The sequence below is a fragment of the uncultured Citricoccus sp. genome, from assembly GCF_937871995.1.
Classification (GTDB): Bacteria; Actinomycetota; Actinomycetes; order Actinomycetales; family Micrococcaceae; genus Citricoccus.
The window spans coordinates 53,667-69,100 of sequence record NZ_CALMQR010000130.1 but is presented as its reverse complement, the minus strand read 5'-3'; the positions used below and the strand labels follow the sequence as shown (position 1 = coordinate 69,100).

The 15,434-nt window shown below is 71.5% G+C and carries 12 protein-coding genes and 1 pseudogene; 7 read left to right on the top strand and 6 right to left on the bottom strand.

From position 1 onward, the window contains the following. Nucleotides 1-117: 117 nt before the first annotated feature. From Q0283_RS14885 to Q0283_RS14855, 7 genes are all read left to right on the top strand, one after another. The gene (locus tag Q0283_RS14885; RefSeq protein ID WP_298045356.1) at nt 118-1,938 is read left to right on the top strand and encodes a hypothetical protein; all 1,821 of its coding nucleotides are present in this window, start codon (nt 118-120) and stop codon (nt 1,936-1,938) included. Between the two features lie 64 nt (nt 1,939-2,002). After that, on the top strand, nt 2,003-2,971 hold the full coding sequence (locus Q0283_RS14880; protein WP_255459404.1) for a tetratricopeptide repeat protein: 969 nt from the start codon (nt 2,003-2,005) through the stop codon (nt 2,969-2,971). Between the two features lie 99 nt (nt 2,972-3,070). Next, nucleotides 3,071-3,922 (top strand): ABC transporter ATP-binding protein, encoded by an 852-nt coding sequence (locus tag Q0283_RS14875; protein WP_183524631.1) that lies wholly within the window; start codon nt 3,071-3,073, stop codon nt 3,920-3,922. Next, nucleotides 3,907-5,481 (top strand): transporter, encoded by a 1,575-nt coding sequence (locus Q0283_RS14870; protein ID WP_183524634.1) that lies wholly within the window; start codon nt 3,907-3,909, stop codon nt 5,479-5,481. The genes Q0283_RS14875 and Q0283_RS14870 overlap by 16 nt, the downstream gene beginning before the upstream one ends. A gap of 89 nt (nt 5,482-5,570) precedes the next feature. Then, entirely contained in the window at nt 5,571-5,930 is a 360-nt protein-coding gene (locus tag Q0283_RS14865; protein WP_298045351.1) for a DUF3039 domain-containing protein, read from the top strand. Between the two features lie 223 nt (nt 5,931-6,153). After that, nucleotides 6,154-7,962: a DEAD/DEAH box helicase gene (locus Q0283_RS14860; protein ID WP_183524637.1), complete on the top strand. Its 1,809-nt coding sequence runs from the start codon at nt 6,154-6,156 to the stop codon at nt 7,960-7,962. Between the two features lie 202 nt (nt 7,963-8,164). Continuing rightward, nucleotides 8,165-9,217 (top strand): TerC family protein, encoded by a 1,053-nt coding sequence (locus Q0283_RS14855; protein ID WP_298045349.1) that lies wholly within the window; start codon nt 8,165-8,167, stop codon nt 9,215-9,217. A 97-nt stretch (nt 9,218-9,314) separates the two neighbouring features. Here the strand turns inward: Q0283_RS14855 and Q0283_RS14850 are convergent, their stop codons facing one another. The 6 genes and pseudogenes from Q0283_RS14850 to Q0283_RS14825 form a co-directional block, all read right to left on the bottom strand. After that, nucleotides 9,315-10,625 carry a hemolysin family protein gene (locus tag Q0283_RS14850; RefSeq protein ID WP_183524640.1) on the bottom strand — a complete coding sequence of 437 codons (1,311 nt, stop codon included), beginning with the start codon at nt 10,623-10,625 and terminating at the stop codon, nt 9,315-9,317. Nucleotides 10,626-10,688: 63 nt separating this feature from the next. Beyond that, complete coding sequence (locus tag Q0283_RS14845; RefSeq protein WP_183524645.1) at nt 10,689-11,465, bottom strand: TIGR02206 family membrane protein; 777 nt, start codon at nt 11,463-11,465, stop codon at nt 10,689-10,691. Nucleotides 11,466-11,600: 135 nt separating this feature from the next. Continuing rightward, on the bottom strand, nt 11,601-11,996 hold the full coding sequence (locus tag Q0283_RS14840) for a hypothetical protein (RefSeq protein ID WP_183524648.1): 396 nt from the start codon (nt 11,994-11,996) through the stop codon (nt 11,601-11,603). A gap of 96 nt (nt 11,997-12,092) precedes the next feature. Next, nucleotides 12,093-13,131: pseudogene (locus tag Q0283_RS14835) on the bottom strand (hemolysin family protein). Further along, nucleotides 13,131-14,477 (bottom strand): hemolysin family protein, encoded by a 1,347-nt coding sequence (locus Q0283_RS14830; RefSeq protein WP_183524654.1) that lies wholly within the window; start codon nt 14,475-14,477, stop codon nt 13,131-13,133. The pseudogene Q0283_RS14835 and the gene Q0283_RS14830 overlap by 1 nt, the downstream one beginning before the upstream one ends. 269 nt (nt 14,478-14,746) lie before the next feature. Further along, entirely contained in the window at nt 14,747-15,418 is a 672-nt protein-coding gene (locus Q0283_RS14825) for an isochorismatase family protein (RefSeq protein ID WP_183524657.1), read from the bottom strand. Between the last annotated feature and the right edge of the window lie 16 nt (nt 15,419-15,434).

The following is a 15,434-nucleotide window of genomic DNA, read 5'->3' as shown; positions in this document are numbered from 1 at the left end:
TACGTCACTGACCTGCCGTTATCATTCGGTGACCTTCCGGCTATACTGGTCGCTGGCCCTCTGGGCCCGAACCGACCCCCATCGACAGGTGACCGAGTGCGAGTTGTATCCGGAATAGTGGCCCTTCTGCTGGGCATCGCCGCCCTGCTGTGCGCCGGCGGACTGCAGACGATCTGGGCCCCACCGGAGACGATGACGGCGACCGTCGGCCAGCAGCCCGCCGAGGCGCCGCTGACGGTGATCACCTCCGGCATCGACGCGGTGGACGAGGCTCCGGTGGAGTACACGATCTCCGGGGAGGGCTCCTTCACCGTGATGCTCGGCCGCGAGCGCGACGTCCAGGCCTGGGTGGGGGACGCCGCCCACAACACCGTCACGGGCATCACCACGGATGTCCCCGGCGGGGAGGCCCCGCGCATCGAGGTCGAGCACGCCGAGGGTGAGGCCACCGTTCCGGACCCCAAGGGCTCCGACCTCTGGCTCGACGTCCAGGAGGGCAAGGACCGCCTGGAACAGCGCTGGAGCGTGCCCTCCGACGGGGACTGGGCGCTGCTCGTCGCCCGTGACGGCACCGACCCCGCCCCCACCGAGATGACGGTGACCTGGACCAACCGCGTCGGCGACAACCCCTGGATCGTGCCGCTGTACGTCATCGGCGGGCTGCTGGTGCTGATCGGGATCGGCCTGCTGGCCTGGGCCGCGGCCGCCGAGGCAGACAGCGAGCATCCGGTGGCCCGCCGCGCGCGGGGTCCCCGCGACGGCGCCGGGACCCCGGTCGCGCCGGGGGCCGGTGCGGCGTCGCCCCCCTCCGGCGCGGCATCGTCCGGCACCGGGTCCACCGCCGGCACGGTGACCAGCACCTCCGGGGCGGCCGTGCCGGGACCCTCCGGAGGGCCCGCCACCCGGCGCGCCCTCCGCGCGATCGGCGCCGGTGTCACCGCGCTGGCGATCGGGCTGACCGGCGTGGCCCCGGCCGGTGCCGCCCCCGCGGCCACCGCAGAGGCCTCGTCGCCGGCCGCCACGGAGGAGGCCGGGGACGAGGCGTATTCCGTCCTGACCGATGCCCAGCTGGAGCGGATCCTGGGCAAGGTCGCCCAGACGGTCAGGGCCGGGGACCTCGCCCAGAACGCGACGAAGCTCCGGCCGCGCGTCGCCGAGCACGCGCTGGAGATGCGCTCCCTGAACTACCGCAACCGGAAGATCGACGACAGCATCCCGGCGCCGGAACCGATCGGGTCCTCGCCGGTGCTCTCGGCCGCGGCCGTCTCGGACCCCTCCTTCCCGCGGACGGCCATGGCCATCACGGAGGGCAAGGGCAACAGCACGCCGCAGATCCTGATGCTCCGGCAGGAGTCGGCGCGCGGCCAGTACCGGCTGGTGGCCACGGCGCCGATGACCCCCGGTGCGCAGCTGCCGGCGGGCAGCCTGGACCAGACCGGCGTCGAGGTCCTCGAATCGGCGGACGCCGAGGGACTGATGATGGCCCCCGGTCACGCCGTGGCCGGAACGGCGCGGTACCTCAGCGACGCCGGTGACGACTTCTCGGAGAGCATCGAGGCCAATCCCTACGTGGACGCGGTGCACGAGTACCAGGAGTCACTGGTCGAGGGCGCCGACGACGCCCGCTTCACGTTCCGGCGCGAGTCCGTGCCCGATTCCGTCGTCGGGCTGCGGCTGGCGGACGGGTCGGCGATCGTCCTGGGCAACCTCTACGCCCGGACCTACGCCCGGCCCAAGGAGGCCGGTGGCGCCGTGATCGTGGACGAGCTGGCGGCCGAGCTGCGTGGGGGCGGCCGGGTGACCCACAAGGGCGTGCGGATGACGTACCGTGAGGTCTTGGCCCTGCACGTGCCGGCTGCCGGAGCGAGCGGGGAGGATGCCAGGATCTCCCTCGTGGGCATGGCCGACGAGCTGCGTACCGTGAAGTTCCTGAGCTGACGACCCGCCGGTCCGTGGAGTCCGGTCCGGCGGACGAACCACGAGACGAGGAGAACACGGGAGCATGTCACAGCAGCCTGGAGCGATGCCGTCCCACCTGCGCGGAGCGGTGGACCTGTCCGGACTCAAGCAGCGGCCGGCCGCCGGCCCGGGGGCGGCTCCGGGGCAGCCCGGGGCCGCTGCCGCCCCCGAGGGCAGCTGGGTCCTGGACGGGGCCCGGCAGGCCGACCTGCAGCAACTCGTCCAGCTCTCGGGCCGGGTCCCGGTCCTGATCCACCTCGCGATGCCGTCCGACCCGGTCAGCGGCCAGCTCGACGCCCTGGTCGCCCCCGAGGTCGACCGTCGCGGCGGACGGCTCGTGCTGGCCCGGGTCGACGCCGAGGCCGAGCCCCAGGCCCTCCAGGTCTTCGGACTGCCCGCCGGGCCCGCCGTCGTCGCGGTGCTGGCCGGGCAGCCGGTCCCGGTGCTGAACCAGGCGGTGCCCGCCGAACAGCTCAGCCAGCTCATCGACGAGCTCCTCGCCGCCGCCGCCCAGAACGGCGTGAGCGGAACCGTCCCCCCGCTGGGTCCGCCACGGGACCACGCGGGCACCCCGGCCGAGGCCCCGGCCCAGCCGCCCCTGCCGCCGTTGCACCAGGAGGCGGTCGACGCCATCGACCGCGGTGACTACGACGCCGCCCTGGACGCCTACCGGCGGGCCCTGGCGGAGAACCCCGGTGACGAGGACGCCAAGGCCGGCCTGGCCCACGCGGGACTGTTCGCCCGGACGGCCGCCATGGACGCGGCAGCGGTGCGTGAGCGGGCGGCCACCGCCCCGGACGACGTCCAGGCCCAGATCGACGTGGCCGACCTCGACCTCCTCGGTGGACACGTCGAGGACGCCTTCACCCGGCTGGTGCGCTTCATCGCCACCCATCCGGGCACGGAGCGCGACCCCGCCCGCGAGCACCTCGTGGACCTGTACACGGTGGTCGGGGACCAGGACCCCCGTACCCAGGCCTCGCGGAAGGCACTGGCCCGCGCCCTGTTCTGAGTCCGGGCGGCCGTGGCCCCCGCGTCATGACGTGGGTCATGGCCCTCCGGCCCGTGGTGCACCGGGGCGCTGACCGCGGCCCTTGCTACGGTCGGTTCCATGAGCCTTCCTGACACCCCCGATGCCCCGCCGGGCACCGACCACCCCGCCCCGCTGCCCACCTTGCGCCCCGACGCCGGGGCGCGGGAGCTGCCCGACCCGCACACCGCCATCGCGATCCGCGGACTGGCCAAGCGCTTCGGGGAGAAGATCGCCGTCAACGGCATCTCCCTGGACGTGCCCGCGGGGTCGTTCTACGGGCTGGTGGGTCCCAACGGGGCCGGCAAGACCACGGCCATGTCCATGGCCACGGGCCTGCTGCGCCCGGACCACGGACGGGTCTGGATCCACGGCACGGACGTCTGGGAGGAGCCGCTGGCCGCCAAACGGCGGATGGGCGTCCTGGCGGACGGCGTGCGGTTGTTCGACCGGCTGACCGGTGAGCAGCTGGTGACCTACTCCGGCCTGCTGCGCGGGCTCGACCGCCAGACCGTGGCCGAGCGCACCGCCGACCTGCTGCGCGTCATGGACCTCTCCCAGGACGCCGGCAAGCTCGTGGTCGACTACTCGGCGGGCATGACCAAGAAGGTCGCGCTGGCCTCCGCCATGATCCACGCTCCCAGGGTGCTGGTCCTGGACGAACCGTTCGAGGCGGTCGACCCCGTCTCGGCCGCCAACATCCGGGACATCCTGGCCCAGTTCGTCGCCTCCGGTGGCACGGTCGTGGTCTCCAGCCACGTCATGGACCTCGTCCAGCGCATGTGCGACCACGTGGCCGTCATCGCCGAGGGCACCCTGCTCGCCGCCGGCACGGTCGACGAGGTCCGGGCGGGCCGGTCCCTGGAGGACCGGTTCGTGGACCTCGTGGGCGGCCGCACGAGCGGAGAGGGGCTGTCATGGTTGCACACCTGATGCGCATGAAGCTGGCGATCACCGTCAACGGGTGGAGGCGCAGCACGCTCCAGCTGGTGATGTCCGTCTTCTTCATCGCCTACACGGTCCTCGTGCTGGCGATGTGGGGCGTCGGTGCCACCTTCCTGCCGGACCTCGAGGTGCAGTGGCGGGGGACCGTCCTGACGCTGGTCGGCGCAGCCGCCGTGCTCGGCTGGATCGTGGTCCCCGTGTTCTTCACCGGGGTGGACATGACGCTGGACCCGGCCAACTTCGCCACCTTCGGCATCCCGTCCCGCGCACTCGTGCCGGGCCTGGCCCTGGCCGGACTGGTCACGGTGCCGGGGGCGGCGACCCTCATCGCCTACCTGCTCTCGTCCCTGGCCTGGCGCGACTCGCTGCCGGCCCTGCTCACCGCGATCCCGACGGCGATCCTGGGCGCGCTGTTCTGCATCTGCGTCTCCTACGCGGTCACCGGGCTGCTGGCGGCGTTCACCGGGCGCCGGCGCATCCGCGAGATCGTGTCCATCATCGCCCTGGTCCCGCTAATGCTCAGCGGGGTGATCCTGGCCGGGATCGTCGATTCCGTGGAGGCCGCCGCAGACCGGTTGCCGGGGATCGCCGCGGTCATCGCGTGGACTCCGCTGGGATCGTTCACGGCCGCGCCCTGGGCGGCCGCCGAGGGCCGGTACGGCGAGGCGCTCGGGCAGGGACTGCTCTGCCTCGCCTGGGTGGCCGGCGCCGTCTGGCTCTGGCAGCTCGCCGTCGACCGCAGCTACACCCAGGTGCGCGGGTCCGGACCGGCCACCCGCACCTCCAGGGCGGGGCTCGGGCTGCTGGGCTCGCTGCCCGCCACGCCCGCCGGGGCGATCGCCGCCCGGTCGATCATCTACTGGCTCAAGGACCCGCGCTACTCGGCCTCGCTCATGGTCGTGCCCCTGATGCTGGTGCTGTTCTGGTTCCTGGGTGCACAGTCGGGCGACCACTCCCTGATGCTGTTCATGGGCCCCATCACCGGGTTCATGCTCGGCTACGCGATCTCCGCGGACATCGCCTATGACAGCTCCGCGTTCGCGCTGCACGTCACCGCCGGGGTATCCGGCCGGGACGACCGTGTGGGCCGGGTCGGGGCGCTGCTGCTGTGGGCCCTGCCCCTGACACTCGTCCTAACGCTGGCCACCACCTGGATGGCGGGGGCCTGGGACCTGTTGCCGGGGCTGGTCGGCCTGGCGGTGGGGGCACTGCTCACCGGCGCGGGGGTGTCCGCGGTGTCCTCGGCCCGCTTCATCTATCCGGTGCCGAAACCCGGGGACAGCCCCTTCGCCACCCCGGAGGGCTCGGCCATGCGGATGCTGCTGGTCTCGCTGGGCGCGATGGTGGTCCTCGGGCTGCTGGTGCTGCCCGAGCTCATCCTGTTCGTCCTGGCCCTGCTGACCGGTGACATGCTCTTCCAGTGGCTCACCCTCGTCGTGGGCCTCGGGCTGGGGCTGTTGGTCCTGGGGCTCGGCATCCGCTGGGGCAGCCGCTGGTTCGACCGGGCCCAGGCGGAAACCTACCAGTCCGTGCTGAAGTTCGCATGACCCCGGGCCGGGAGGCCGGCGGCGACGGGACGGAACCGGGCGCAACCGGACGGGCGTGCCGGAGACCGCGGACCGGTAGACTGGGGCGCATGAGTCTGCCCGCCGAGCCCGATCTGAACGACCCCGGAGCACCGCAGGGTCCCGGCAGCGCCGGGGCCGCCGTGCTGGACCGCCAGGAGCAGCTGCAGGACGCCGAACCGGGCGACCACGAGCGCTTCTCGCACTACGTCCGCAAGGAGAAGATCATGGAGTCCGCCGTCACCGGCGCCCCCGTGGTCGCCCTGTGCGGCAAGGTCTGGACGCCAGGACGGGACCCGGAGCGCTTCCCGGTCTGCCCGGAGTGCAAGGAGATCTACGACGGCCTCAAGGGGCCGAAGGACGGCGACTCCGGCAGCGAGGGTTCCAGCGGTGGCCGGCGCGGCTGGTTCGGCGGCCGAGGCCGCGACTGACCCACGGCTCGGCGTCCATACCGGGCCGGCCCGGCCGCGCAGCCGGGCCGACACCTGTCGGTGACGTGCCGTCGTCGTGTCCGACGACCCGGCGCGCGCCCATCCGCCCCGTTCCGGGGATCCCCGGCCGGCCCGCCGCAGGGCCCCGCCCCGCCGCGCTCACCGCGCCGTCCGTCCACCGCACCCCTGCACCGTCCCCGCCTGAGGAGGCCAGCGAAGCTCCGTGTCCGATGCACTGTTCCAAATCGGTGAAGACCTGCCCCCCGCCCTGCCGGAGCGGGCGGCCTGGGGGACCGCCCCGAAGCTGCGCCAGTGGCAGCAGGAGGCCCTCGAGCTGTACTTCTCGAAGCAGCCCCAGGACTTCCTGGCCGTGGCCACCCCGGGCGCCGGTAAGACGACCTTCGCGCTGCGCGTTGCGAAGATGCTCATGGAGGCCGGGACGGTCAGCCGGATCACCGTCGTGGCCCCCACGGAGCACCTCAAGCGGCAGTGGGCGGACTCCGCGGCCCGGATCGGGCTGGCGATCGACCCGAACTTCAAGAACGCGGACGGGCGCCACGGCGACGAGTACATCGGGGTCGCGCTGACGTACGCGCAGGTGGCGTCGAAACCGATCCTGCACCGCAACCGGACGGAGAACGCCCGGACCCTGGTGATCCTGGACGAGATCCACCACGGCGGTGACGCCCTGAGCTGGGGCGACGCCATCCGGGAGGCGTTCGAGCCGGCCACCCGCCGGTTATCCCTGACCGGCACGCCGTTCCGCTCGGACACCGCCGCCATCCCCTTCGTGGACTACGTGCAGTTCGAGGACGGGATCCGCCGGTCGAAGGCGGACTACACCTACGGCTACGGACCGGCGCTTCGGGACCACGTGGTGCGGCCGGTGATCTTCATGGCCTACTCCGGTCAGATGCGCTGGCAGACCTCCACGGGTGACGTCATGGAGGCCCAGCTCGGCGAGGCGGCCACGAAGGACATCACCGCCCAGGCGTGGCGGACCGCCCTGAACCCGGAGGGGGAGTGGATCCCCTCGGTGCTGCGCGCGGCGGACCGCCGGCTGACCGAGGTGCGACGCAACGTCCCCGACGCCGGCGCCCTGGTGATCGCCACGGACCACGAGGACGCGCGCGCCTACGCCGCCCAGCTGCAGGCCATCACCGGTGAGGAGATCACCGTCGTCCTGTCCGATGACAAGGGCGCCTCCGACCGTATCGAGGAATTCTCGGCCGGCACTCAACGCTGGATGGTCGCGGTGCGCATGGTCTCCGAGGGCGTGGACGTGCCCCGGCTCTGCGTCGGGGTGTACGCGACCTCGACCTCCACCCCGCTGTTCTTCGCCCAGGCCGTCGGCCGCTTCGTGCGCTCCCGGCGCCGGGGGGAGACCGCCAGCGTGTTCCTGCCCTCGGTGCCCCAGTTGATGCTGCTGGCCAACGAGATGGAGGCCGAGCGCGACCACGCCCTGGACCGGCCCGAAGCGGCCCCCGGTGTCCTGGAGTCGGAGGACCTGTCCCAGTCCCCGGAGGAGGACCTGCTCGCGGCGGCGAACCGCCAGGACCGGGCCTCGGACTCCCTGACACGCTCCGAGTTCAAGGCACTGGAGTCCCAGGCGGCCTTCGACCGGGTGCTCTTCGACGGTTCCGAGTTCGGCACCGGCGGGGCGGTCGGGTCCGAGGACGAGCTGGACTTCCTGGGGATCCCGGGACTGCTGGAGCCCGAACAGGTGGGGCAGCTGCTGCGCCAGCGCCAGGCCGAACAGCTCCGGCGCCGTCCACGGGCCGACCACGCCGCCACGGGGGCGGCCGGCCATGACGGTCAGGCCACCGTGGTGGACCACCGCCGCCTCAAGGAGATGCGCAGCCAGCTCTCGAAGAACGTCTCGGCCTGGTCGGCCCGGTCCGGCACCCCGCACGGGATCATCCACAACCGGTTGCGGGAGATCAGCGGGGGACCGGCGGTCGCCCAGGCCACGGCCGAGCAGCTCGAGACCCGGTTGCAGACGCTGGCGGGCTGGTTCGTCGGACGGAAGTGAGCGCCCCGGTCCTCTCCACGGCCGTGAGGGGGATGAACGGGGGTCTTGAACCCTCCGGTGCGGTCATGGTCTAATTTTCTGCACCAGAAGGGGAGTATCCCCCCAGCCGACCCGTCGTCACTACGGCCCACCGGGCCCGGCGGGCGGGCCCTCAGCCGGCCGGGAGAGACCTTCGATCTCATCGATCGAAAGGTGTCCCGTCATGGACGTCCCCCTGTGGATCTGGTCAGTGGTCCTGGCCTTCATCATCGCGATGCTGGTCGTCGACCTGGTCGCCCACCGTCGTGCCCACGTCATCGGGGTGCGGGAGGCCGCAGCCTGGTCCGCGGTCTGGGTGGCGTGCGGTGTCGGCTTCGGCGTGCTCGTCTGGACCGGATGGGGTGCCGAGTACGGCCAGCAGTACTTCGCCGGGTACCTGATCGAGAAGTCCCTGTCCGTGGACAACGTGTTCGTGTGGGCCATCATCTTCACCCACTTCGCCGTCCCGCCCCGGTTCCAGCACCGGGTGCTGTTCCTCGGGGTGCTCGGCGCCCTCGTGTTCCGCGGCATCTTCATCGCCGCCGGCGCGGTGCTGATCCAGCACTTCACCTGGGTGCTGTACGTGTTCGCCGCCTTCCTGCTGTACACCGGGTACCGGATGATCCGGCAGCGCCACGAACAACTGAACCCGGACCAGTCCAGGGCGCTGACCGCGTTCCGCCGGCTGGTGCCGATGACCGACACCTTCCACGGCCAGCGGCTGCTGGTGCGCAGGGACGGGGTGGTGCTGGCCACGCCGCTGCTGGCGGTGCTGGTGCTGATCGAGACCACGGACGTGGTGTTCGCCGTGGACTCGATCCCGGCCATCTTCGCGGTGACCGACGAGGTGTTCCTGGTCTTCACCGCCAACGCCTTCGCCATCCTGGGACTGCGGGCGATGTACTTCCTGCTGGCCGACCTGATCCACCGCTTCGTCTACCTCAAGGTCGGCCTGGCGCTGGTTCTGGTCTGGGTCGGGATCAAGATGCTGCTGAAGATCGACGTGTTCTACATCCCCACCCCGGTCTCCCTGGCCGTCGTCGCCCTCATCCTGACCGTGTCCGTCATCGCCAGCCTGCGGGCCACCCGCGGGCAGGGGCGCCAGGGGCCGTCCGCCCCGGCCGACCCGCCGTTCCGCAGCGCCACCGCCGAGGAGGACGCCACCCTCGAACCGCTCTGGCCACGGCGTCGGGCCTCCGGTACGCGCCCCGCCGACACCTCGGGAAGCCACCGCTGAGGACCGGTGTCACCCGTGCCATGGGCGTCCCCGTTCCCTCGGCCGGAGGGAGACCGGGGGAGGCCGGGGCCGACAGCAGGCGGCCCCGGTGCGCGGCTCAGGGACCCGTCTCGGGGGGTCCGGTTCCGGCACCCCGGCTGATCTGGACGCGGCCCACGCGCCGCCCGTCCATGGCCAGGACCCGCAGCGAGGCCCCCCCGACGTCGATCACGTCCCCGATCGCCGGGACCCGGCCCAGCTCGGCCATCATGAACCCGCCCACGGTCTCGTAGGAACCGTCGTCGGGCAGGTGCACGCCGGTGTGCTGGGCCAGCTCCTGCAGGATCAACCCACCGTCGACCTCCACGTCCTGCCCCTCGCTCAGGGTGCCGCCCGCCGGCTCCAGGCTGTCGTCGAACTCGTCGTAGATGTCGCCGACAAGTTCCTCCAGCAGATCCTCCAGGGTGACGATCCCGTCGGTGCCGCCGTACTCGTCGATCACCAGGGCGATCTGGTCACCGCTGTCCCGCATGCGGTGCAGCGCCTGCAGGACCTCGACCGTCCCGGGCAGCACCGTGATGGTCCGAGCGATCGACCCCAGGGTGAGCGTGCGGTCCTCCACCCGGAGCAGGTCCCGGACGTGGACGAAGCCCAGCACGTCATCGGTGTCCCGCCCGGTCACCGGGTAGCGGGAGTTCGGCAGCGTGGCCAACTCCCGCAGCGCCTGCCCGACCGTGGTCGCGCCGTCGAGGAAGTTCACCTCGGGGCGGGGGCGCATCACCTCGACGACGGTGCGTTCCGCGGCCTCGAAGACGGCGGTGAGCACCCGCCGGTCCACCTCCTCCAGCGACTCGGCGGTCGAGACCATGGACCGGATCTCCTCGGCGGAGACCGATTCCCGGTCCACCGTCGGATCTGCGCCGAGCAGGCGGATCACGACGTTCGTGGAGGCCGAGAGCAGCCAGATGACCGGGCGCATCAGGCGCGCGAAGACTCCCAGCGGCGGGGCCAGAGTCCGGGTGAGAGCCATCGCGTTTTGCATGGCCAGCCGCTTGGGGACCAGTTCCCCGAACACCAGGGACAGGTAGGCGATGACCAGGGTCAGTCCCACCAGGGCCGTGGTGCCCGCCGTCTGTTCCCCCATCCCCAGGGACACCAGCCACGGCTCGAGGTCCGGGGCGATGGTCGAGGCGCCGTAGGCGGAGGAGAAGAACCCGGCGACCGTCACCCCGATCTGCACGGCGGAGAGGAACAGGTTGGGGTTCCGGACCAGGGCCGCCGTCCTGGCCCCGCGCGGACCGGTGGACTCCAGGGTCCGGACCTGGGATGGACGCACGTTCACGATGGCCATCTCGGTGCCGGCGAAGACTCCTCCGATCAGCACGAACATCACAACCAGCGCGAGATTCACCAGGGTGTCGGCGTCCATTCCGTCACGCTATGTCACGCCCGTCCGCGACGGAACCGTTCCGGACTGCGGACGGTCCGCCCCTTACCGCGGCCGGCGATGCCGTCCACGGTCTGTCCGTGGGGCTCGTGCGTCCGGGGACGCCGTCCAGGCCCGGGCCAGCCGCCGGGCCGGCCGCCGGGCCGTCCACGGCCAGGTCATGAGCGCCCACACCGCGGAGATAATGAGGAACTCCACGGCCAGGTACCAGGGCCAGGACCCGAAGAGATCAAGGACCGATGGGTTGTCGGGCTTCGCGTTGAGGAAGCCGTAGTTGGTCCCCAGCCAGCCGTTGAGCCCGAAGGCCGCCACCGCCCACGCCACCGTGACGACCAGGGCCATCCGGTAGCTGCCCCAGGCCACCCGGGTGCCGCGTCCCCACGTCAGGTACAGCGCCGCCCACAGCACCAGCAGGTGCTGGATCCAGAGGTCGATGAAGTCGATGTGGGGGAAGTCCGGCGAGTTCAGGGCCGGGGTGAGGATGGCCTGCGGGTTCAGCGTCAGTCCCCAGTAGTAGGTAAGGGCGAACGCCCAGTGGGTCCGGGTCCACAGCGCGATGACCGCGACCATCCACGCCAGATCCGAGAGGTGGACCGGCAGGGCGATGTGGAGGTCGAACTGGCCCGGCCACCACCGATAGACGAGCATCGCCACCGCGTACACGGCCAGAACCCCGGCGAACACCCGGGAGAAGACCACCTCGGCCCCGGAGCCCCGCAACCGCCGGCCCACGCCGATGACGAACACGGCGCCGAGGACGCAGACGACCAGCGCACCCCAATGGGAGGGGCCATAGGGGACGAAGACATCATCAGGGGGCACCGTCGACTCACCTCGTGCCTCCGAGGGTACAAAGCCGCCGGGCCGGGTGCCAGGGGGCCGATCGACGCGCTTCGCCGACCCGAAGGGAGCGGATGACGCGAACCGGTGGTCCACCCGGCGCCCCGGCCACCGACCTCAGCCGATCACCAGGGGGATGATCGAGAGGATGAGGCCGCAGAGCCCGATGATGATGAAGGTCGCACCCAGTGCCAGGCATGTACCGGTGGCCTGCCGATGACGCTCGAAACCCATGACCCAGGGCTCCCGGGGGCTGACGTACCCGGTGCAGACGTCCCTGCCGGCATAGTGGGAGTGCTCCGTCGCGTGCAGGGGGCGGTCGTAGAACTCCCCGCTGGCGAACCAGCGGGCCTGCGGTTCAGGCGGGCCTCGAACGATGACGACCTCGGTGGCCACCAGGGACCGTTCCCTGGAACGCCGCAGCATCCCGGCCAGCAGCAGGGGCAGGCCCAGGCACAATCCGACCCAGGACAGCAGGTCCCCGACGATCCCGGCCCCGTCGAGGCCGTTCATGGCCTGTGACCGGACTGGTCCTGCGGGCCACCCTCGGACGGGCGGCCCGCAGGACCGGGAACCGGGCGGGAGGACCAGGCCGCCCGCTCACCGTTGCTACCGGGAGACACGGCTGTCGTCGCGGATCTGCCCGACCAGTTCCTCGAGCATGTCCTCGAGGGTGACGATTCCATACGGATGTCCATCGTGGTCCACGGCCAGAGCCAGGTGCGCCCCGTCCCGCTGCATCTGGCGCAACGAGGTCTGCAGGTGCTCGGCGACGTGCACCTGCGGCAGGTCCCGGACCAGCCGCTCCGGCAGGGGCGCGTTCCGCTCGACCGCATCCAGGCTGAGCAGGTCCTTGACGTGCACGTACCCGCGCAGCTCGCCGTCCTCGGACTGCACCGGGAACCGTGAGTACCCGTTGGCCGCGACGGTCTCGATCTGTTCCGGGGTGCACCCGGCCGGGAGCGTGGTGACCTCGTGCAGGGGGATCACGATGGACTTCACGGAGCGCTCCTCGAAGGTGAGGGCACCGAGCAGCAGGCGCTCGTCCTGGTGGTCCAGCAGCCCGCCCTCGCGGGACTCGCCGACCAGGCCCGGCGACCTCGTCCCGGGTGAAGGCGCTGGTGACCTCGTTCTTCGGGGTCACCTTGAACAGGCGCAGGATGGCGTTGCCCATCGCGTTCATGGCCCACAGCATCGGCTGAAGGATCCGCACGACGACGACCAGTGCCGGTCCGAGCACCAGGGCCATCCGCTCCGGTCCGGCCAGGGCGATGTTCTTGGGCACCATCTCGCCGAGCACGACGTGCAGGTAGGTCACCAGGGCGTAGGCGATGACGTAGGCGATGGTGTCGATCGCCGCCTCTGGTACGCCCAGGGCCTCGAACGGTCCCTGCAGGGCGTAGACGACCATCGGCTTGGTGACGTACCCCAGGGCCAGGGAACACACGGTGATGCCCAATTGGGCGCCCGCCATCATCAGCGAGACGTTCTCGATCGCCCACAGGGTCATCCGGGCGGCCCGGCCGCCCTCCTGGGCCCGGGGTTCGATGATGGACCGCCGGGCGGCGATCAGGGAGAACTCGGCGCCGACGAAGAAGAAGTTGGCCGCGAGCAGCACGATGGTCAGGATGATTCCCACGGTATCCACTAGCGGGCACTCTCTTCCGTCTCGAGGGGGGTGGCGGAGGCGCTGATCTGGGCAATGCGTGCCCCGTCCATCTCTTCCACGCGCAGGGTGATCCGTGCGGCCCGATACCCGTGGGCCGGTTCGGTGTCGATCTCGACCTCGTCCCCGACTGTGGCGATCGACCCCAGGTGCAGGGTCAGGAACCCGGCGAGGGTGTCATAGTCGGAGCCTTCCGGGATGTGGTGCCCCAGCAGCGTGCTGACCTCATCGGGGCGCAGGGCCCCGTCGAGCCGCCAGGTCCCGTCGGGCAGGTGCTCACTGGTCCCCTCGTCCGGGTCGTGCTCGTCCACGACCTCACCCACGAGCTCCTCGACCAGGTCCTCCAGGGTGATTAGCCCGGCCACGTCACCGGTCTCGTCGATCAGCACGGCCATCTGCAGCCCACCGGCGCGCAGGGTGTCCATCAGGTCGTCCAACTCCACGGTGTCCGGCATCAAGGTCGGCTCGTCCATGACGGTGGCGACCGGGGTGTGCCCGCGGTCAGGGAACGGCACGGCCAGGCCCCGGCGGACGTGGACGATGCCCTGCACCTCGGGCGATCCGGGTTCCATGACCGGGAACCGGGAGTGGCCGGTCGCCGCCGCCGTGGAGAGCATGTCCTGCACGCTCTGCCCCGGAGTGAGACTGACGATGCGGGTCCCGGGGGTCATCGCGTCGTGGGCCCGCCGCGTGCCGAACGCGAAGGAGCGCTGGACGAGCTGGGCGGTCTGTTCGGGCAGCACGCCCTGGCGGGCCGAATGTCCTACCAGTACCGTCAATTCCTCGGGAGAACGGGCCGAGGCCAGCTCCTCCTGCGGCTCGATGCCCAGCGCCCGCACGATCCGGTTGGCCGTCCCGTTGAAGAACGTCAGCAGCGGCCCGGTGACCGTGCTGAAGGCACGCTGGAACCCGGACACTGCGCGCGCGGTGGCCAGCGGCCGGGCGATCGCCAGGTTCTTGGGCACCAGCTCACCGAACACCATGGTCAGCAGCGTCGCGATCACCAGGGCCAGGGCCACGGAGACGGACCGCGCCAGCGGCTCCGCCAGCCCGGCCTGCTCCAGCGGACCCACCACGAGGGCTGCGATGGCCGGCTCGGCCAGGAAGCCGATGCCCAGGTTGGTCAGCGTGATGCCCAGCTGGGCACCCGAGAGCTGGGTGGAGAGCGTGTTCATCGCCGTGAGCACACCGGCGGACTTCCTGTCCCCGGTCGCGGCGGCGTCCCGCACGTCGTTCTTGTTGACCGTGATCAGGGAGAACTCCGCCGCCACGAACAGGGCGCACGCACCGATCAGGACCAGGCCGATGAGGATCGAGACTACTTCCACTTCTTACACCCCCCACCACACGTCGTGCGCGCCTGCGCGCGTGTCAGCGGGGGGCACAGACTGTGCCCCGGACTGTCACCGGGAGTAGACATCGGTTTCCTCTCACGAGTCAGGGAGATCCGCGGCCCACTGCCACGGATCGGCACCATCCTGCCAGCAGGGAAAACCCGGGCGCAAACCAGGGGTTATGCCCCTGCGCCCCGGTGGCGCGCCGAAAGATCACCGGGTGGCCGGACCCGGCGACCGCAGTCGCCTCGAGGGCAGGGCGACTACTCGGCCGATCCGCCCCAGGCCTGCAGGACGGCGCCGTTCTCCTCCATCAGCTGGAGGGCCTCCTCGGAGCGCTCGGCGTCCACCCCGGCGACCAGGTCGGTGTAGACGAACGTGTCATAGCCGGCGTCGATAGCGTCCAGCACGGTGGCCTTGACGCAGTGGTCCGTGGCGATCCCTACGACCACCACCGAGTTCACGCCCTGCTGGCGCAGCCAGTCGTCCAGGCCGGGGGCGCCGTCCTCGACGGCCGTGGCCGCGGCGGCGGTGGCGCCGAAGGGACCCGCGGTGCCCTCGGGGGCGCCGGAGCGGACCATGTCGGGGCTGCCGAGCTGGGCGTCGAAGCCCGAGTAGGAGCTGTCGAAGCGGCCCTTGAGGAACTGGGCGTCGAGGTATTCGGAGTCCAGGGCCGGGTGCAGCTCGGCGCCTGCCGTGCCGGCCACGCAGTGCACCGGCCAGGACTCGGTGTAGTCCGGCTCGGCGTCCTCGGCGGCGAAGTGCGGGCCGGGATCGACGTGCCAGTCGCGGGTGGCCACGACGGCGTCGAACTCGGAACCGCGCTCGTCCAGGAAGGCGGTGATCCTCGCGGCGGTCTCGGCGCCGCCCTCGACGGCCAGGGAGCCGCCCTCACAGAAGTCGTTCTGTACGTCCACGATGACCAAGGCACGCATGGTGGGATTCTTTCCT